We start from the raw sequence: 22,313 nt of genomic DNA, 5'->3' as shown, positions 1-22,313 counted from the left end.
ACACTCTGCTAAAACATAGCTTTTCAAAAAAGCACTTAATGTCCTAATTATTTTTCAATTTATACATTTCTAACTTTTCATTTATTTCCTGTGCTTGAATTGACAATTCTTCTGTAGCGCTTGCTGTTTCTTCTGCAGTTGCCGAATTAGTTTGTGCTACTTCTGCTATTTGATCTACACCTATAGTTACTTCCATTATAGATTGGCGTTGTAAATCAGATGCTTGTGTTATTTCTTTTATTAAATTTGTTATTTGTTCTACATTATTAACTATACCATTTAAAGAACTTGCTGTTTCTTGTGCTAAGATGCCCCCATTATTAGCTACATCAGTTGATTTTTCTATAAGTTCTGTAGTTACTTTAACAGCTTCTGAGCTTTGTGCTGCAAGTAGTCTCACTTCTTCTGCCACTACTGCAAATCCCTTACCTGCTTCACCAGCTCTTGCTGCTTCAATTGCTGCATTTAAAGCCAAAAGGTTTGTTTGCTCTGCTATATCTCTTATTGTATTTATAATTCCTGAAATTTTATTTGCTTCTGTACATATTTCTTTCATATAAACCAATAATTCTTGCATTTTTTTATTTCCATCACTTACAACTTGTTTTGTTTCTTTAGTAAATTCATTTACATCATTTGCATTTTTAGCATTAAGCTTAACTTGTTCTGATATTTCATGAAAACTAGATAATAATTCTTCAACTACACCTGCTTGATTAGTTGATCCTTCCGATAAAACTTGAGTTGTAGCTGAAATTTCTTGTGAACTGCTTGCTACTAAATCAACTGATTTAGAAATATAGTAAAAACTATTATTTAAAGAATTTATAATTTTTTCAAGAGATACTTTCATTGGCATGAAATCACCTCTATACTCCAATGAAGAATTTAAGTTTATATCTAGATTTCCTTTAGATATATTTTCTAAAACATAAGTTTCATCTTTTAAATAACTACTTAACATGTTTATAGAATTTTCTAAATCAGAAGCCATTTCTCCCATTTCATCAGTATTTAAATATTGATTGTCAACATCTAAAATTCCTTGTGATAGATTTTTAGACATATTTTTAATATTATTAATTCCTTTAAGTAACATTTCTATTAATAATTTTATAACTGTAATAGCTATTATTAAAATACTTAATAACATCACCCCAATAATTCCCATACTCAAATATTCATATAATCTAGAGCTACTTACAAATCCTTTAGCTTCTATTTGAGACGCCTTATATATGTTTTCTATATTTTGCTCTATAGATTCTATTTCTGTAGAATATGTTTTATTTATTAAGTTAAGTACTTCTTCTTCTTTAGCATTTGTAATTAAATTGCAAATATCCTTTATAGTTGCATCAGTTTCATCTAAACTCTTTTCAAGAATAGATATAAGTCTTTCATCTCCATTAAAGTCATTCTTAATTAAATCGAAGTTTTTATTAAAATTTTCCACCTCAACATTCATATCCTTTAAATATTGAGATTTTTTTTCAACATCATCTGTACTTATTGCTTTATATATATTTTTATCTATTACCTGTATCTCTACTTTCATATTAGAAACAATCTCTGCTTGTACATATGGACCCTTATAAAGACGTGCTGTTCTAGATGATAGTATTATTAGTAAACTTACAATTATAAACATAGCAATGGCATTTATTATAATTATTATCTTAAAACTTTTACTTATTTTTTTTGCTATTGGTTTATCTTTGATACTTTTCTCTAATATGTTCTTTAATTTTTTATACATCTTCTCATCCCTTTATATTAATAAGATTTTATTAGATAAACATTTTGTTACATTTATTGTCTAAAAAATATATACTTAATAAATTGAAACATTAAATTTTTCAATTTATATAAGAAATAAAAATTCTAATTATTTATTTTCTATAATATTTTCATACTTTTTTATTATTTCATGTTTATTGTTTAGAACCCAATTTTCATCTTGCCTTATTATATTTAACTTATTAAAGTCTTCAAACTTTTCTGACTGTACATCACTTCTTACTGAACGTCTGCAAAGATCTTCACTTACCATAGTTTGTACTTCTTTACTTGTTAAGAAATCAATGAACTTTTTAGCATTCTCCATTTTCTCAGCACCCTTAATTATTGCAACGCAATCTGGATTAGCTATTATTCCTTCTTTAGGATATACTATCTTGACTGGATCATCTGTACTTATATACTTTAATGCACCTTCATATGTTAATCCAACAGTATACTCCCCATCTATTACTTTGTTAAATACAGCTGATGAGCTGTTAAGCATTTTATTCTCTGTATTTCCCAAAAAACTTTCTATATATGGCCAACCCTCATCTGGATTATTATTTCCCATAGCATATAATTGATTAGTTAAGCTTTCCAAAGCTGTTGATGACTTTGCTGGATTGGCTACCGCTATTTTTCCTTTTAGTTCTGGATTTAATAAATCTTCAAAACCATCTATTTTTATATCTTTAGCTAAATCTAAATTTACAATTAATACACTTGGCATTATTGTAAATCTTGTTATTTTTCCATCTGAATTTCTATAATCTTTATATATATTTTCTTCATTTTTTGAAATATATTCTTCTAAAAAATCTGTTCTTGATTTAAGCGCAGCTACAGATCCTCCCCATATAACATCGCCTAAAGGGGCATTATTTTCTTCCTCTATATTTTTAAGTAATTCTCCTGTAGATGCCTTCACAAGATTTACATGAATATTAGTTTTCTTTTCAAATTCACTTATAATAGGATTACTAAATTCCTTAGGATGTGATGTATATATAATTAAATCATTATTTTTATTTGTAATTTTAAATGTATTGCATCCTCCAAATATCCCAATTATGAATATTGATACAATGAATAATTGTATTATTACTTTATTTTTCATAAAATCCTCCTTTATGATGCGTTAATTATAAGATAGAAATAAATTTTTCACCTTGTAATTTAAATAACATCCTCGAACTATAAAAATTATTAAAACCAAAATCCCCAATAAATAATTTACTTATAAGTATATTATAACATATTATGTATATTTATGGTTTAAAATAAGATTTTTTGATTTACAAAACAACATAAGTAATTATGTCACCTTTTAGTTAAATATTTTTAGATTTTTTTATAAAAAAGAGTTCTTAAACACTTTTTATTTAAGAACTCTACTTATTTTAAACTTTTTGCAAAATTAAAAAAAGAATTTTAACTCAATATTATATTATAAATTTATTAATTTCTTCATTTAATTCTTTAATTGATTCTATTAATTCATCACAAGCTATTCTTATATCTCCACTTGATTCATTAAATTCTTCACCAGTTGCATCAACTTCTTCTGTGGTTGCAGCCAATTCTTCTGAAATAGCTGTAAGATTTTCAAGTGCATGTAATACATCATCTTTTCTTTCATCATTACTATTAGATATATTTAATATTTGTTGTATCTTAGGACTAACTTCTTTTAAAAGTTCTGCAATATTACTAAATGTATCTACTGTTAAGTTTATCTTTTGCTTTTGAGATGAAACTTCTAAATTTATACTTTCTGTAGACTTAATAATATTATTGCTTTCTACAAGCACATTATTAATTATTGTTCCTATTTCCCCAACGGATGCTTGACTTTGCTCAGCAAGTTTCCTTATCTCATCAGCTACTACACTGAATCCTCTACCAGCTTTCCCTGCTCTAGCAGCTTCAATAGCTGCATTTAAAGCAAGTAGATTTGTTTGTTCAGACAATCCATTAATAGTACTTGTAATATTTTTTATAGATGCAATCTTATTATTCATACCACTTATAACTTCATTAAATGATTTTAATGTTTCATCAAAACTATTTAATGAGATATCTAATTCTGAAATACTATTGTTACCATCATCAACTTTGCTTTCAACACTCAAAGAAATTTTTGCAAGATCATTTACGTTTTCGTTCATAAACTCAACATTATCACCAAATTCTTTCATTTGATTATGAACCTTTAAAATTTCTGTTGATTGATTTGTATTAGCTTCTGCTGATTCATGCATTGCAATGGAAATATTTTTTGATCCAGCTGTTATTTGATTTGAAGTCCCTTCAAGCATATCAGATTGGTGTTTTAATACATCCACACTATGCTTTACTGCTTGCACTATATTTACAATAGAATTTTTAGTGACTTGTAACGCTCTATTTATATCTCCAATTTCATCTTCTTTTTGCATTTCCTTTGTATTTAATTCTTCATTAAATATTCCCTTTGATAATACTTCTATACTATTTTTTAATGTCTTTAACCTTTTACCCAAGTTCTCTCCAATAATTATAATAATAATTATTAATATTATTGTTCCAATAGTTGCAATAGTAATAAATAGTTTTATTAATGAATTTAATTCTTTATCTACATACTTTGCATCAACTTCTAATACCATTGTCCACCCTTCTGTTAAATTAACAGGAGCATACGCAATATATTTGTCATCTTCTTTTAAAATATTTGACTTTCCCTCTATAACCTTTTTATAAACATTATGTGCTTCATCTGAAATATCATCAGATTTTAAAAGATTTTTCTTATTTTTAACATCATCTATAAACTCAGATGCAATTACCGTTCCTGTTTTATCTAATATGTATGAAGTTCCCATGTTAAAATATCTTAAACTTTCTATGTCTTTAGATAAAAAGCTACTATCAAAAGTACACGTTAATCCTCCAACAACATCACAACCATTAGTTATAGGTACTGCTAAAAATATTATTTGTTCATCAGTTCCTTTTACAAATGATGGCGAACTTATATAGATTTCTTTATTACTTACTATGGATTTAAAATATTCTCTATCAGCTATGTTATTTGAATAACCATCTGTTGAAATTAAATTTCCATTTAAATCAACAATTCCTATAGATCTTAAATCTAAATCATTAACATATTTAATTAATGTTTTATTTTTTTCTTCTTGTGATACATTTATATCAGAAATTTTATAATCAGCTGCTATTGCTCTTGCAATACTAATTTTGCTGTTTAGTTTTTGTTCTTCTATTTTTGTAGCATCACTTATCATTTTTTCCATACTATTTTGTTTAATATTCACTAAATTTTCTTTTACTATAATAAATGTAGAAAAAAATGCTGCTCCAAATACAACTATGAAACCTAATACTAATTTTTTTAACAAATCATTTTTTATACTTCTATTATTTTTCATATTTATTCCTCCAAATGTTATTTATACCAATACAACCTTACAATTTTAACACTTTTAAAATAGCTAGTCAAATATTTTCAAATAATAAAATCGCATATAGAAAACGTTTTTTGATTAATTTAAGAATAAAATCTTTAGAATAATTATTAATTTCATAAAAAATAAACGCAATAAAAAAACTACTCAACAATAATTGTTGAGTAGTTCAAATATCTAATAAAAAAATAATTATTTTTTATTTTAGTTCTTAAATGAATGTATAGGCGCCGGAATTCTTCCACCTCTTTGGGCAAATAATTCTGATGAATTTTCATTCACTTTCATTACAGGTGCTCTACCTAAAAGGCCACCAAATTCAACCATATCTCCAACGCTACATCCTGGTGCTGGTATTATTCTAACTGCTGTTGTTTTATTATTTATAACACCAATTGCAGCCTCATCAGCAATCATTGCAGATATTGTAGATGCTGGTGTATTACCTGGAATTGCAATCATATCAAGTCCTACTGAACATACACAAGTCATTCCTTCTAATTTTTCCAAGTTTAATGATCCCTTAATTACAGCTTCAATCATTCCTGCATCTTCAGATACAGGGATAAATGCACCACTTAATCCGCCTACATGGCTACATGCCATAACCCCGCCTTTTTTAACGGCATCATTAAGCATTGCAAGAGCAGCTATCGTTCCATGTGTTCCTACTGTTTCAAGTCCTATTTCTTCCAATATTTCTGCTACTGAATCACCAACTGCTGGGGTTGGTGCTAAAGATAAATCAACTATTCCAAAAGGAACATCTAATCTTCTTGAAGCTTCATTAGCAACTAATTCGCCCATTCTCGTAACTTTGAAAGCAGTTTTCTTTATTGTTTCTGCAACAACATCAAAAGATTGTCCTCTGACTTTTTCTAAAGCTCTTTTAACAACTCCTGGTCCACTTACTCCAACATTTATTATTTTTTCTGCTTCTCCCACTCCATGAAATGCTCCAGCCATAAATGGATTGTCTTCTACTGCATTAGCAAATACAACTAACTTTGCACATCCAAATCCTTTTTTATCTTTCGTAAGCTCTGCTGTTTTCTTTATAATTTCTCCCATATCTCTAACAGCATTCATATTTATTCCTGATTTTGTACATCCAACATTTACAGAGGCACAAACTTTTTGTGTAGTTGCTAATGCTTCTGGAATAGAACTTATTAATATCTTATCTCCCTTAGTACATCCCTTTTGTACTAAAGCTGAAAATCCACCTAAGAAATCTATTCCTAAAGTTTCAGCCGCTTTATCTAAAGTTTGAGCAAATTTCACATAACTTTCTTCATTAGTAGCTCCTGCAATTATAGATATAGGCGTTACTGAAACTCTTTTATTTACTATTGGAATTCCAAATTCAGATTCTATTTGTCTTCCCACTTCTACTAAATGTTCTGCAGATTTTGTAATCTTATCATATATCTTTATTCTAGCTTTTTCTCCATCCGGATCTATACAATCTAATAATGAAACCCCCATTGTTATAGTTCTTATATCTAACTTTTCCTCTTCAATCATCTTTATTGTCTCAAGTATTTTATTAGTATTCATAAGTTTCCCCCCAATTATAGTGAATGCATAGACTTAAAAATTTCTTCTCTTTGAATCTTAACTTCAACACCAAGTTCTATACCTTTAGCATTTAATGCTTTGTGTACGTCTTCAAATTGTGTATTCATATTTTTACAATCTAATGCCATCATCATAGTAAAAAATCCTTGCATTATTGTTTGGTTAACATCTAATATGTTAATATTAAATTCCTGTAGTTTGTTGCTAACCCCTGCAATAATACCAACTTTATCTTCCCCAATTACTGTTAATATTGCTTTCATGCTTATCTTCTCCATTTCATAAATTAATTTTTATTGAATAAATATATATTTACAAATATTTTAAAATAATACTTTAATTCTATATTTTCTTTTATAATTTGTCAATTTTAATATATTTATTAATTTATACCATATTAATCCTATTTATTAATGCATTTTTAATAAATTATTCGTCTTTAGGTTCTTCATTTTCTTTTTCTTTTATACCTTTAGAATATTTTCTACCAAATTTTTTAAACTTTGAAATTAAAATCGAATCTCCTTTTTCCATTGATTTATTTTTTAAAAAGTACATTATTATAGATACGATAATAAATATTAAAAATAATGTTACAATTCCTAATAAACCTTTTACCCTAGAATCTAATGAATTTATTTTTTGATAAATTGGCTTAGACACCTCTTTTTTCATTTTATATGTTTTTATATTTCCATATTGATCTATTACAGCACAATCACCACTAAGTTCATATATTTTTTTTGATGAACTTAAATACTCTAATGAATTTCTTAATATCTCCTCATTTGGTGATGTGATTACAAGCATTGCTTTTTGAAGGTTGTATGGAGATATATCAAGTTGAAAAGTAGAAATTTCACTTGAAAATGGTTCTGTTAAAAATAACTTTTCATTTGATAAAAATTTTGAATATGTTTCATCATACTTAAACCAAAGATTATTATTTAATTTTTTAATAAGCTTATTATTTGCTGGAGTTCCATATACAACTATATTACTATCTTTTTCCTCCCCATTTATTCTTGAACTTCTAATTGTTTTTAAACTTCCAGTATTGTAATATAAATCTTTACCTAAATAAGTAAAAACTCTTCCTATATAAGTTAAATCTTGTGATGTCAAATTATCAGGCAAAACTACTAATGTATCATTATAAGTTCTATCTTTAATAAAAGGTGATCCATATGTGGAAAAGTAGTAATTATCTATATCAGCTAATCCAGTATATATATACGAGTCTCCACGCACTAAAGCCCAGGGCATTTCTTCTTGTCTTTTTTCGCAGTATGAATTTTCCATTTCTAAATCAAAAGCTATAGTAAGTTCCATGTAACTACTTAATTTAACATCATCTGGTATTATTAATTCCAATTCGTCACCATTTGCTTTACCTTTTTCTAATTTTTTGCTTCCAATGGGAGTATTGTTCATGTATATAGTTACTAAACTTCTATTGAAATCTAAGTTTTCAGAATATCTCATAAATAATTTTATTTTATCACCAGAGCTTAACACTCTATTTTTAGGTAAACTATAATTTAAAGTAGTACTTCTTCTAAATTGACCTTTTAAATGAATTTCATTACTTCCAATATCCTTAAAAGTTATTCTTCCATTCTCCTCTTTGCTTTTCATTTCTTCTTTTAAGTTTTTATCTACTATAAATGTATCATTGTCTAATTGAAAAACAATATCGTTATTCATAAGTGTTTTTACACCTTTTAAAAGACTTTCATTATTGTTACTTAAAATAAGTAACATCTTTCTATTTTCATCATTACTATATGGTGAATTCAACACTTTTATAATACAGTCTTCATTTTCCACATTATTTGATAGACTTATTTCTTTAGGAAGAATATCATAATTTCCAATATAAATTATATTTTGAGATTTTTTCTTAGAAAAGTCATCATATTTTAATATTTCTCCATAATAGTCGCCATTTTGATACATCTTTCCTAAGTAAGAATTTAATAATAGTGCAGCACTTAATTCTCCATCACTATACTCGTTTGGTATTACTATGTTTGTAGATACATATTCTTTATCATCTTCCTTTAAATAAGGATATGGAAAATTGGATATTTTATTGTCAGCTATAACATTATTAAAATTAACTTTTACATTTGAATCACCTTTTAAAGTAATCCAATTTGCAATATTAACATCATCTATACACGGTAAATCTGAAATTCTTGAATATGTTTCAACTTTCAATTCATTACTTCCACTTAAAAGTAAATCTTTTGGGATGTTTAGTTTAATATCTTGAATTTCTGTCTTTTTATCATAATATATTTTTTTAGAATAAAAATTAACATTATTAATAGACAGTACTATGTATGCATCTTTTTTACTATCTACTAATTGATTTATTGAAAATTTTATATGTGCTTCAACAAAGTTAACATTCCACCACTTATTAATATTAAAATACCAACTGTGACTTGAAAATACACCTTTAAAGCTTAAATCATTTCCCATTTTATATGTCCTTGTATTAATTGTATTTTCTACATTTGTAAAATTCTTAATTGGATCTGCATTTACTTTGATGGGCAACATATTTCCTAAAAGTATAATTACAAAAGTAAAAAATAATAAAAATTTTAATTTATGTAAAATTACCTTTACCTTACTCATATATCAGTGCCTCCTCCAAGTTTAAAACCTTTCAGTTTTATACCATTTAGTTTCTCTTTTTAATAATGAATCTTTTATGTAATTACAAAACCCTATTGCTGCTACAACAGCCCATAATTTACAATAAGTAAAATACATTATAGATATAACCATAATATTTTTTATATTTAATTCTCCCTTTTCTGTTGAAATTGCTATCATTATAGAAAGATTAAACACTAAATACGCCATAACCCACAATATTAATCCATATCCAGTAATATTTATTTGAATTATGTCTCCAAAACCTAATAAAAATAACATATCTGAAATAACACTAGCTGATAAAAAGAAAAAATAAATCATCGTGTAATACAATATATCAAATTTAGTTACGCCAAATCCTGGTTTAAATAAGTATTTGAAATTTTTTATAACTACATAAGTGTTCCCTTTAGCCCATCTGCTTCTTTGCTTAAACCACACATTTAATGTTTGAGGCTCTTGTTCATATGTTACAGCAAGAGGCATAAATTTTATTTTGTATCCCATCATATAAATTCTAAAACTCACTTCTGTATCTTCTGTTATAGCTTTTGTATCCCATCCATTCATTTCTTCCATAATACTTCTTCTCACTACAAAGTTGGTACCTGGAATAGTACAAAGTTTAAACATTTCCCATCGTCCTGCTTGAGCCATCCATTGATACGTTAATGTTTCTATATTTATAAAATTTGTTAATAAGTTTTTATCTTTATTTCTACATCTAAATTTTCCAATAACTGCACCTAATTTATCATCCTCTAACAATGTTTGAACTAAATATTTTAATGCTTTAGAATCCGGAGTATTGTCAGCATCATAAACAGCTAAAATTTCTCCCTTGCTTTTTTCAAGCCCTATATTAAGTGCATTGGATTTTCCCTTTCCACCAGTTATATTATCAGTGTTTATTATTATTAAATTCCTATCTAAAACATTTTCTTTAACCTTTTGTAGTATTTCTGTTGAATTATCACTTGAATTATCGTTTATTATTATAATTTCATATCTATCATGAGGATAATCTAATTCTAGTAATGATTCTACTGTTTTTTTTATAACAATAGCTTCATTATGTGCTGGAACCATAACTGATACAAAAGGGTAGTACTTTAATTTCTCTTTCATTTTTTTATTTTGTACTTTAGAATAGTATATATATCCAAATACAACTAAAATAATATTAACAAATATTATTATCCAAATTATTCCCAGGGAATATAATGCCATGTAGTCAAATACATTCATAACATTTTCTCCTATTTTAAAAATTTTCTTTTATCAATATTAAAACTTATCAAAACAATTATTATAAAAAGAATTACAACTACGGTACTAATAATCACAAGTATTTTATTTGTTTTATCCAAACTTATATTAACGTCCTTATGCCTCTGATTTTCATATCCATTTACTGCTGCTTTATATTTTTCACTATCAACAAACTGTAACTGTGTAACATTCTTATCATTTAAAAATATTCCATTTTTATTACTCTTTACATTTAAATTATCAATAGTAATACTGCTACTTATATCATGAGTATCTTTAAAATATATATCTTTATCTAATAATTCTTTAACCTTATTCTTAAATTCATTAATAGATAATTTACTGCTTATATTTACAGCTATATTATTATGTAAATTACTTCCATTACCCAAGTTAACTTTTTCAATTATATTCTTATAAGATGGTATATTATATTTATCAAACTCTAAAATTCCTATATCTATATTAGAATCTATAAAGATAGTGTCCGTCTTTTTAAGCAATTCCTTTAAATCATCTCTATAGAGCCAATAATCACTTATACTTATAGCAGTTGGATAGATCCAGTAATTAATATAATTTTTAAATCCTAAATCAACTTTTTCTTCTATATCTTTTCCTTGAACATTTAAACTTACTAATGGTGGAATAACTAATACTATTTCTCCACCATTAGCTTGTGCATATCTTAATACTTCAGCAAATCTATTCATAGCAGGTAAATTTTCATTTTTGAATACAGGAAGTACTTCAATAAAAAAACGTATTCCCATTTCTTTTAAATAATCTATTTCTTCAACTAAAATATTAAGATTATTAAACGGAGTTACTTCATCTAAATAAAAGTATATATTTTCTTTATATTTTTTATTGAAATTTTTATAGATTAAATCATATATTTTAGTATAGCTATATTTATCAAAATTTAAATCTTCTAAATATATTGCTTCATTTATATTTAAAAAATCAGTATATGATTTTTTCCCAATCCAAAATATTTTATTATTATATCTAATTAGATTTTGTTTTAAGGTCTCACTTACGGTATTTTCACTTAAATTTAGTATAAACACAGCTTTATACTGTGATAAGTCTTCTCCCTCATAAGCTGAAAATCTTATTATTTCAATATCATCAGCAAATTCTAAACATATTCTATTTAAATAATTTAAAATATTTCTTTTTTCTCCATATTCTTTATAGGTATCATATAAGACTAACACTTTTCCTATAGGCTCAACACTATATACATTTTTAATTAAACATAAACTATTTATAAGTATAAAAATTAATACTAATATAATTAATTTCTTAACTTTAAATAGTTTATTCTTGAATGTCATATTCAATTTCCTTTTCAGCTTTTATTAAGAATTCCATAGAATCCTTTATTGATTTATCAAATGTACATGATCCCATTTGAATATCTAACTTTACATTTTTATATAATGAATATTGTATGAAATCGGCATTATTTATATTTTCTCTAAACCTCTTCTTTACAACCTTAGCACCATCTTCATTAGTAATTGTTATAAATGCTAGTGTCCTTTCATTTAATATGTACTTTACATCTTCTTCTCTTAAGGCTTTTTTTAATATGTTACATGTTTGAACCAATAATTCTAAATACTTTTTTCTTCCAAGAATTCTTTTTAATTTATCTGCGAATTTAACTTTTACCATTATTAAAGTTAGTGGTAACTTATGTCTCTTGCTTATATTCATATATATTGGTAATTCCATCATAATTGCTTTATCATTTCTTATTCCTGTAGATTCATCAATCATTATAAGTCTCGAATTCTCTTCTTCCAAAGATATCACTTTTTCTTGCAGCGATACTATATTCTTTGACATAAATGAAACTATTAAAGCAGTAATAGGTATTGTTACAATCCAATAATATGTATTAAATTCAACAGTAATATTACCAGTAAGATTCAAGTATAATTTTACACTCATATAAATAAAATCAACTATCAAAGTAACAATTAATGAAAATGTTACATTAGTATAGTAGCTTATAACTGCAATGATCATTATAAGTGTCAGCATAAAGTAATTTTCAAAAGATTGTTGAAAGTTAAAAATATTAAAGCTAATAGATATAATAAAAAAATAAGTTATTAAAAATGTTATTAAAATATCTACCTTTTTTCTAATGTTTATCTCATTCATAATTTAAAACCACCCTGCGATTTTATTGTTTTATTTTCAAAAATTAAACTAAGTATATATATAAATATCAAATCAAATGTCATGTTATACATAAATACATGTTTTGATAAATCTGCATCTCCAGCCCCTATTACAGAAATGATAATTTGTGATATTCCAACTAAAAATACATAAAAATATGTAATTTCTTTAAGCTGAATTTTTTTATTATTATCCTTTATAGCCCTTAAAAATCTATCTATAGATAAATACAAATAAATAGCTATTGTAGATACAGTAAATAGCATATTCTTTGGTATAAATTTTTCTTTAAGTGTACTCCATGTTGCAAAGAAATATGATTTAGCTCCAAAATCTTTGTGCTCACTTTGTTCATAATTTCCAATTACTTTTGGTCTGATTGAATATCCATTGTTGAAACTTATTTTTAATACCTTAATAAATGCCTTAGGATATGTTATATAATACTCTAAAATTTTTCCTAATGAGAATTTTTTATAATAGTCATCTATTAATTCTTCTTCATATGGATCTAATAATTTAATTTCTTCAAAAAAATCTGTTTCTTGCAACAAAGAATATTGTGTACTTATATTAAAATCTTCTAATATACTATCTGGATCATCTTCATTCAATAAAATACCTCTGTTCATAGAATGATATATATTTATGTATTTAAAATCTCCTGTGATTGACTTATAAAATATCCCCGAACTTATTATAAATATTACTGCAAAAATCCATGTTAATACTTTAACTGATTTTTTATTTTTCATATAAATTCCTATTATTATAAAGACAAATGATATAAGAATACCTACTGGTGCTAATTGTTGTTTAGCTCCGAAAAACAAAAATGAGCTTATTCCAAAAGCTGATAAGTTATACCACATAAACTTATCAAATTCTATCATATAAATTAGTAAGCCTATACTCATTAAAAAGCAACATATATTAACACTTTCTCCATAAAAAGAATTATAATATGCTAAATATCCTGTATCACAAAATATTAAAATAGTTATTAAAGTTATTATTAATTTATATTTATTATTATTTATATTATTCACTAATGATTTTACTAATAAGTAAATACCTATAGATTCAATTATCAAAAACATAATAGACATAAATCTTATATCTAAAACATAGTCTTTTGTAAAAAGGCTATCTAAAACAATTGCACTCTTTATAAATATTGATTGAGTTGATATTAGAAGATTAGCATAATCATTATTATATTTATAAATTCCATAATCTTTTATAAAATATCCTAAAAATATTTCATTATAATTTTTATTTAAATGATATGCACCACTTTTATTCATCACTCTGTAAAAATCTCCATTATCAGCCATTCCTATAATAGGCGGTATAAATAATGTTAAAATTCCTATAATTAATACTAAGAAAAATGCGAGCAGTGAATAATTAATCTTATTTATTTTTAAAAGTTTATTATCTTTATACTTAGATGCATCTATCTTTCTTATATTATTCACCTTCTTTTAATATCTAATGTAGTCGTCACTATACTAAATTATTTTTACAGCATGATTATTAATTTGATATATAGTAATTGCATTATTTAAATATACAATTAAAGCATATATCTATATTTTGAAAGTTTAACAAGACTTTTATGTATTTATAGTAAAAATAAAAGAAATAAGTCATCAAAATTAATTGCGACCTATTTCTTTTAATTTTTATTCAATATTATAAATTTATAAAGCTTCATTTACTACATTTTCTATATATTTAGAAAATAACTCCCTATTTGATATTATTGCTTTTTCATTAGAAAGCTTTAACTTTCTAAATCCAAGTTCAATATTTCTTAAGAGCATCTCCATATTTCCACTATGGTTTTCTTGCAAATCATCAAAGTTATCTATCATATAATCTATTGTCTCTAACATATCCCTTACAGAATATTTTTCTGAATAAATTTTCCCTTTTAATTCTATAAAGTACTCTTCTTTAAAATCGCTTAAATTTTCTAATAAATAATCTTTATTTTCCTTTTGCCATACTTCATAATCTTTAATGTACACATCTTCCTTTAGTATGCTTCTTGGTATACTAATAAGTTTTTTAAATTCTGCTTGATTCATATCCCAAATAGTATTTCTAACTTCGCTAATTACCCATCTTATAGTAGATAAATCATAGTCACTTTTTGTAAATTTATCTCCTATCTTATTAAACCTTTTTTTTGTTGATATATGCATAATACCACCTCATAATTTTATTGATTCATTATTTATGATATTCATAAATACTTACATATGATAATAAATTTAATGCTATAACTTACTTGAAAATAGAACAACCCATTATTTTTTCAAATATTAATGTAATTATAAGTAAAATTTTATATAAAAAATATTTAGGCATTTTATATTCTTCTTGATTTAACATATAGATTATATCTAATATTAAAGAGAAAAAAATAATTATTAGCAAAGATAGATATATAATTTTATTCATTTTACTTTTCCTAAAATAATATTCTTTAATATAATATATGCAATTTTTCATTATAAAATAATTAAATTTACAAATAAAAAATAAAAAAGACATAAAAAAAAGATTTATTTTTCATTTTTCATGCCTTTTATTAACTCATTTTATTTAAATGTCTTGTACCAAAATTATTTTTTTATATTTATGTTGTACTAATTTAAATATAGGTAATCCGACTAAAGTTACAACAACAAACTCTCCAATTGCTACTTCTCCTATAGATAATATAAGTGGAATTTGAAGCAAATAATTAAGCATCCATCCTATAATTAAAGCGTTAAATATTGTTGGCCATAATGATGCTATAAATAATGCTTTTTTATTATTTTTAATATATTTCGCTGTGGATGATATGGCTGTAACACTAATCAATGTAGCTAATGTTCCTAAAAATATATCTAACGTGCCATTAGGTCCAAGCATATTTGCTATAAAACATCCTAATGTAAGTCCCCCAATATAAAATGGGTCTACAAAAGCTAATAATACCATTATTTCTGAAATCCTAAATTGAATATTTCCATAACTTATAGGTGCTAATATAAGTGTTAATACTGCATAAATAGCAGCTATAAGTGCTGTTCTAACTAATCGTTTTGTTGTTTTACTACTTTTCATTAAATATCCTCCTAAAAAATTAGTTTAACAACCTCCTAAACTTTCCACTAAGTCTTATTTTATAATTGTATAAAGAATAAAAAAATCGTAGGACATTAAATCCTACGATAAAAATTCAATAATCTAATAAACCTTTATAAATATATAAAAGTTTATTATTACTAAAAGTTAACCGTAGTTTTATTTAAAGTCAGGAGGCTTTCGAACTGACTATATTAAATTATAACAAAATTTTAGAATTATTACAATGTGAAATTATTTGTTATATCCACTCTTATTATTTGTATGCCATACCCAAGCATCTTCTATAATCTTAGTTATATTAGTTCTACTTGGATTCCATCCTAATATTTCTCTTGCTTTATCTGAAGAAGCAACTAACTTACTTGGATCTCCTGCTCTTCTTGCTCCTATTTGTGCTGGAATAGGGTGTTTTGTAACTTTTCTTGCAGATTCAATTATTTCCTTAACAGAAAATCCTTGACTACTTCCAAGATTAAATATGTTACTGTCTCCTCCATTTAATAAATATTTCATTGCTAAAATATGTGCTTCTATTAAATCTTCAACATGAATATAATCTCTTACACAAGTACCATCTTCAGTATCATAATCTTCACCATATATTGTTATAAACTCTCTTTTTCCAAGAGCTACTTGAAGTACTATTGGAATCAGATGTGTTTCTGGATTATGATCTTCTCCAATAACGCCACCTTCTCTTGCTCCAGCAACATTAAAATAACGAAGTGATACATATTTTATTCCATAAGCCTTATCACACCATTTCATTATTTTTTCCATGGTAAGTTTTGTTTCACCATATGGATTTGTAGGACAAGTTTCCATTTCTTCCGTTATTGGAATTTGCTTTGGTTCACCATAAGTAGCTGCTGTTGAAGAAAATACTATGTTCTTAACATTGAATTCATTCATAACTTCTAGTAAAACTTGTGTTCCTTGAACATTATTGTTGAAGTATTTGAGAGGATTAACCATAGATTCCCCTACCAAAGAATTTGCTGCAAAATGAATTACTGCTTCAAAAGATTCTTTTTCAAAAACCCCTCTTAAAAATTCCTTGTCCCTTATATCACCTTTATAAAATTTAGCTTTTTTATTCATTGCATCTTCATGTCCAGTTAGTAAATTATCTACAACTACAACATCATAATCACTATCTATTAATTGGCTTACTGCATGAGAACCAATATACCCTGCTCCACCTAAAACTAAAATACTCATTTTCAACCTCACTCCTATAAATTTCCAAATACTAATTTGACTATGTTTTATCAAAATGTTGATATATTTAAAACAAAACCTTTTATGTAAATTATACATTGCTACTTAATTTATATATAATATGTTAATCTACAATTTATATTATATTCCTTTTTAATTACAAAATCACCACATAAAACATAAGATTTTATTAAGTATTTTATAACTTTTCAACTTCTTCTTGAATTTTTTGCATTTTTAAATCTGTAGCTGAAATTATATCAGCACATTCTTTTAAGTCTGCTCTTATGTGTTTTGGAGTATCTTCTCCTTTTTTATAATAAAGTTTATGTTCTAAGCTTGCCCAAAAATCCATGGCAATAGTTCTTATTTGGACTTCAACCTTTACATTTTCTATATGATCTGAAAAATAAATTGGAACTTCTAATACCATATGTAAACTTCTGTATCCATTTTCCTTAGGATTTTTTATATAATCTTTTTCTTCTACTAGTCTTATATCATTTTGACTTCTTAACATGTTAGCAATTTCATATATGTCGCTTACAAAGGAACATACAACCCTTACTCCAGCTATGTCATTTAAATTTTCTCTTGCAGATTTAATACTCACATCAAATCCTCTACGCTTAAGCTTTTCTAATATGCTTCTAGGTGATTTAACTCTAGATTTCATATATTCTATAGGATTTCTTTTTCTTCTTATTTTAAATTCAAAATCTAAAATATCTAATTTAGTTTTAATTTCTTTTATAGCAGAACTATATATCATTAAAATTTCTTGAACTTCATCTAATTTTTCTTCTACATTTTCACTTGATATAGTTAAATTTCCACAATCAAAAAATATTTTATCATTCTCTCTTAAGCTGTTCATGATTATGTCATCCCCCTTTAGTATACTAAATAAACCTCTACAATAAATATGTTAACATATTCATTGTAAAAATCAATCTTTTAAAATTATTATAGCTTTTAAGTAATTAAATTTACATATAATTTAATAAAATAAAGTATATTAATACATACTAATATTATAATTAAAAATTTAATTTTATTCATTAACTTGGAGGTTATATATTTATGAATAATAAATACTTAGATTTATTTGATACATTAGTTAAATCCTATTATAATGGCAATTTTGATGAAACTCTTAATCGCATTATGGTATGTCATGAAGTATCTCCACAAGAAACTTTTGAAATAATAACATCTTTATGTGGAGTAAAGCTTAAATTCGATAATAATTATGTATACAATATAAAAAAAGCAATTACAGAATACACTGTTAATAAAAGAATTGTTGAAAAACTTGAATGTTGTGGTGCAAATTGTACACCTAATAAAGAAAAAAAATATACTTGTGAATTAGCATGTCCTTTTAATGCTATATATTATGATAGTGAAAAAAAATCTACTGCTATAAACAAAGATATGTGTATTAATTGTGGCATTTGTGTTGATTCATGCAAAAACGGAAGGATTCTAGATAAAGTTGAATTTTTACCTATAATGAATTTAATAAAAGAAAATAAAACTGTTATTGCTGCTGTAGCTCCTGCTATCATTGGACAATTTGGAGAAGATGTAACAATAGATCAATTAAGAGAAGCTTTCATCAAAGCAGGCTTTACTGATATGGTTGAAGTTGCATTTGCTGCTGATATATTAACAATAAAAGAAGCTGTTGAATTTAACAAACATGTTAATACACCAGATGATTTAATGATAACTTCTTGTTGCTGTCCAATGTGGGTTGGAATGTTAAAAAAAGTTTATAAAGAGCTTGTTCCTGATTTATCACCATCAGTTTCTCCTATGATAGCAACTGGAAGAATACTAAAAAAATTAAATAAAGACACAAAGGTTGTATTCATTGGCCCCTGTATCGCCAAAAAAGCTGAAGCAAAAGAAAAAGATTTAGCTGGTTCTATTGACTTTGTATTAACATTTCAAGAAGTAGATCAAATTTTTAGAGCTTTAGAGATAAATCCTATGGATTTAAAAGGTATTCCATCTGTTGAATATGCATCAAAAGCTGGTCGTTTGTATGCAAGGACTGGTGGTGTTTCAATTGCTGTTTCTGAAACTATAGAGGAGCTTTATCCTGAAAAATTTAAGCATTTTAAAAGTATTAAGGTTGATGGAATTAAAGATTGTAAGGTCATTCTTGATAAAGCTTTAAGAAATGAAGTAGATGCCAATTTTATAGAAGGTATGGGGTGTCCTGGTGGATGTGTTGGAGGACCTAAAGCTATTGTTCCACCAACTAAATCTAAAGTTGCTGTTGATGAATTAGCTTATGATTCACCTATAAAAGTTCCTGTTCATAGTAAAATTTTAGATGAGGTATTATCAAAAATTGATATAAATTCATTAGAAGATTTTAAAGATCCTAAAAAAATAGAAATATTAGAACGTGATTTTTAAAATTTAATTTTTTTACTTATTATTAAACAATGAATTTTAACTTTTTAATACCTAGAAAATTTAAAATACAATACATTTAAGGCTCTGTTTTAAATATGTGTTGATATATGCAATAGGTGAAGTGGCATGCAATATCAACATGCTACTAAAACAGAGCCTAATTTAATAATTCTTTCTTAAATTAAACTTAATAAACATATTAAATAGTAGCTGGAAAATATATTTAATGATACCATATAATTATAAGGTTGATGAGTAGGTTCAGGATCAAGCGAATATTTATATCCTGTTTCATACTATAGACTATAACTGTATTTTTAATTTTTTTATAATTTAATGGAGGGATATATTAATGAAAAAGAATTATTTTTTTAGTATTTTACTACTCTTTTGTCTTCTTTTTAGTCTTCAATATCCAGCATTTGCAGATGAAAATTATAGTAAATCATTAGAAAATGCTATTACAAAAACAAAAAACATAATAACTATTCCCGATACTTATACTGATTTTACTCATTCTAGTAGAGAACAAAAAACAATTCTTGGACAAGTAAACTTATTTGAACTTAATTGGTCAGAAGTACAAGGAAAATACGGAAATATATCTATATCTATAGATGAAAATGGGAATATATATGATTTTTATAAGTACAGTAATGAAAATACTTCAAAGTTGCTTGCATCTGTCACTAAGAATGAATCAAGACAAGCTTGTGAAGATTTTATAAAAAAAGCGCTTGTAAATCATTATAGCTCTTTAAAAGAAATAAATGTTTACAATGATCCAACAGACAGTGCCTATACATTTAAATATAAATGTTATTTTAATAATATTCCATTAAACTTTTTATATGTAAACATTTCTGTAGATAAATATACTGGTGAAATAATTACTTTTAATACAAATAACTTAAATACAAATTCTCTTTCTTATCCTTCTAATGATAATATAGTTGAAAAATCAAAAGCTAAGAAATCGTATGTTGATAAAATTGGTTTAAAGCTAAATTATTATTCTTATTATGATTATAAAAATGATAAGCTAAATATTTTCCCAGCATACTGCATAAATAGTACTCATAATGTAGCTATAGATGCACATTCTGGAGAAAAGATTTCTATAAATAATGAAAATATATATTTAGGTGAAGATGGATATAAAAATACTAATGAAAGCTTAGATTCCTTAAAGAATTTAACAAAAGAAGAAGATGATGCAATAAAAAATGTCTCTGGACTTATAAACAAAGATACAGCTACCGATATAATTAAAAAATATAGTGATTTAGACTCTTTTGAAGGTAAAATTTCAAATTCTCATATAAACAAAGATTTAATATCAAATAATTATATTTGGACAATTAATTTTGAAAATGCTTCTGCAGAAGTGGATGCTAAGTCAAGTGAACTATTATCTTTTTATCATTATTCAAATATTGATGATAAAAACAATGTAATACCTATTGATGATGCTAAAAATATAGCAAATAAATTTCTAAATGAAGTTTCTCCTAATAAGTTTATAGAAACAAAATTAGAGGTCTTAGATACAAATATAAATGAAAATGATAGCTTTTATAACTTTAAATTTATCCGTCAAGTAAACGGAATTAACTTTGTAAACAACTATCTTATGGTTTCTATTAATAAATTTAGTGGAAAAGTTTGTGAATATAATAGCCAATGGTATGATAATGTTAACTTTCCAGATATAAAATCAGCACTATCATCTGAAGCAATTTTTGATAAAATTGGTGATAAATTTGGATTAGAATATACAATGTCCAATGATAATAATATCTCTTTAATATATAACTTTATAGATTTAGATGAAAATTATCTTGTTAATCCTTTTAATGGGACAAGAATTAAATTTAATGGAGAAGTATATAAAGAAAATGAGCTTCCTAAATATTCTGATATAAATGGGCATTGGTGTGAAAAAATAGTTAAAGAATTATTAGAAAATGGTTATTATTTAAAAAGTGATAACTTTAATCCTGATAATAACATAACTCAAATTAATTTCTTGAAATACCTTTATTCTCAAATTTGGAACTTTAATAATTCTGATGATGATGATAAATTTTATGATATGCTTATAGAAAAAGGAATTTTAAAAACAGAAGAAAAATCACCTGATTCATTGCTTACAAATAAAGATATTAGTAAATTAATAGTTAGATATTTAGGATATGATAAAATTGCTAAAAATGCCTATATATTTAATAATCCTTTCAGTGATTCTATTGAAGATGACATTAAAGGTTATTCCTCAATTTGCCATTCATTAGGAATAATTACAGGTGATGAAAATAATAATTTTAATCCAAACAACAATGTAACAAATGCTGAAGCTGCAAAAATAATATATAACCTATTAACTAAAGCAAACAATAAATAGACATATAAATAAGACTGTGTTTTAAATATGTTTGATATATGCAATAGGTAAAGTGGCATTGCAATTGGACTTTGAGAATTCTTAATGAGTATTGTCACATTTACTGCTTGTCTCAATTTTATATT

The 22,313-nt window shown here is 25.3% G+C and carries 16 protein-coding genes; 2 read left to right on the top strand and 14 right to left on the bottom strand.

Annotated features, from left to right (window positions below; translation table 11 throughout):
* Positions 1-43: 43 nt before the first annotated feature.
* From NG918_RS06345 to NG918_RS06280, 14 genes are all read right to left on the bottom strand, one after another.
* On the bottom strand, positions 44-1,759 hold the full coding sequence (locus NG918_RS06345; protein ID WP_252225385.1) for a methyl-accepting chemotaxis protein: 1,716 nt from the start codon (positions 1,757-1,759) through the stop codon (positions 44-46).
* 129 nt (positions 1,760-1,888) lie between these two features.
* Complete coding sequence (locus NG918_RS06340) at positions 1,889-2,902, bottom strand: extracellular solute-binding protein (protein ID WP_252212346.1); 1,014 nt, start codon at positions 2,900-2,902, stop codon at positions 1,889-1,891.
* Positions 2,903-3,227: 325 nt separating this feature from the next.
* Entirely contained in the window at positions 3,228-5,216 is a 1,989-nt protein-coding gene (locus NG918_RS06335) for a methyl-accepting chemotaxis protein (protein ID WP_252225383.1), read from the bottom strand.
* Positions 5,217-5,456: 240 nt separating this feature from the next.
* Positions 5,457-6,812, bottom strand: coding sequence for a PFL family protein (locus NG918_RS06330; RefSeq protein ID WP_252225381.1), 1,356 nt, complete (start codon positions 6,810-6,812; stop codon positions 5,457-5,459).
* Positions 6,813-6,826: 14 nt separating this feature from the next.
* Positions 6,827-7,096: an ACT domain-containing protein gene (locus NG918_RS06325; protein ID WP_252212349.1), complete on the bottom strand. Its 270-nt coding sequence runs from the start codon at positions 7,094-7,096 to the stop codon at positions 6,827-6,829.
* Positions 7,097-7,262: 166 nt separating this feature from the next.
* On the bottom strand, positions 7,263-9,482 hold the full coding sequence (locus tag NG918_RS06320; protein ID WP_252225378.1) for a cellulose biosynthesis cyclic di-GMP-binding regulatory protein BcsB: 2,220 nt from the start codon (positions 9,480-9,482) through the stop codon (positions 7,263-7,265).
* A 21-nt stretch (positions 9,483-9,503) separates the two neighbouring features.
* A complete protein-coding gene (locus NG918_RS06315; RefSeq protein WP_252225376.1) occupies positions 9,504-10,754 on the bottom strand; it encodes a glycosyltransferase family 2 protein in 1,251 nt (416 codons plus the stop codon).
* A gap of 11 nt (positions 10,755-10,765) precedes the next feature.
* Positions 10,766-12,121, bottom strand: a complete 1,356-nt coding sequence (locus tag NG918_RS06310) for a DUF2334 domain-containing protein (RefSeq protein WP_252225374.1) — start codon at positions 12,119-12,121, stop codon at positions 10,766-10,768.
* Positions 12,105-12,959, bottom strand: a complete 855-nt coding sequence (locus NG918_RS06305; protein ID WP_252225372.1) for a GGDEF domain-containing protein — start codon at positions 12,957-12,959, stop codon at positions 12,105-12,107. Before NG918_RS06305 ends, NG918_RS06310 begins: the two co-directional genes overlap by 17 nt.
* Positions 12,956-14,461 (bottom strand): YfdI family membrane protein, encoded by a 1,506-nt coding sequence (locus NG918_RS06300; RefSeq protein ID WP_252225370.1) that lies wholly within the window; start codon positions 14,459-14,461, stop codon positions 12,956-12,958. The genes NG918_RS06305 and NG918_RS06300 overlap by 4 nt, the downstream gene beginning before the upstream one ends.
* A gap of 225 nt (positions 14,462-14,686) precedes the next feature.
* Positions 14,687-15,193, bottom strand: coding sequence for a hypothetical protein (locus NG918_RS06295; protein ID WP_252225368.1), 507 nt, complete (start codon positions 15,191-15,193; stop codon positions 14,687-14,689).
* A 403-nt stretch (positions 15,194-15,596) separates the two neighbouring features.
* Entirely contained in the window at positions 15,597-16,106 is a 510-nt protein-coding gene (locus NG918_RS06290) for a QueT transporter family protein (protein WP_252212356.1), read from the bottom strand.
* 255 nt (positions 16,107-16,361) lie between these two features.
* Positions 16,362-17,351: a UDP-glucose 4-epimerase GalE gene (gene galE / locus NG918_RS06285; RefSeq protein WP_252212357.1), complete on the bottom strand. Its 990-nt coding sequence runs from the start codon at positions 17,349-17,351 to the stop codon at positions 16,362-16,364.
* Positions 17,352-17,550: 199 nt separating this feature from the next.
* Positions 17,551-18,228 carry a GTP pyrophosphokinase gene (locus NG918_RS06280; protein ID WP_252212358.1) on the bottom strand — a complete coding sequence of 226 codons (678 nt, stop codon included), beginning with the start codon at positions 18,226-18,228 and terminating at the stop codon, positions 17,551-17,553.
* A 206-nt stretch (positions 18,229-18,434) separates the two neighbouring features.
* On the opposite strand from NG918_RS06280, the gene NG918_RS06275 reads away from it, so the two are divergent.
* Together NG918_RS06275 and NG918_RS06270 are read left to right on the top strand one after the other, a co-directional pair.
* The gene (locus NG918_RS06275) at positions 18,435-19,784 is read left to right on the top strand and encodes a [Fe-Fe] hydrogenase large subunit C-terminal domain-containing protein (RefSeq protein WP_252225365.1); all 1,350 of its coding nucleotides are present in this window, start codon (positions 18,435-18,437) and stop codon (positions 19,782-19,784) included.
* 352 nt (positions 19,785-20,136) lie between these two features.
* Positions 20,137-22,188 carry a YcdB/YcdC domain-containing protein gene (locus NG918_RS06270; RefSeq protein WP_252225364.1) on the top strand — a complete coding sequence of 684 codons (2,052 nt, stop codon included), beginning with the start codon at positions 20,137-20,139 and terminating at the stop codon, positions 22,186-22,188.
* The last annotated feature ends 125 nt before the right edge of the window (positions 22,189-22,313 follow it).

The sequence above is a fragment of the Clostridium sp. ZBS2 genome (assembly GCF_023845855.1).
Lineage (GTDB): Bacteria > Bacillota > Clostridia > Clostridiales > Clostridiaceae > Clostridium > Clostridium aquiflavi.
This window is presented reverse-complemented; position numbering and strand designations above follow the sequence as displayed.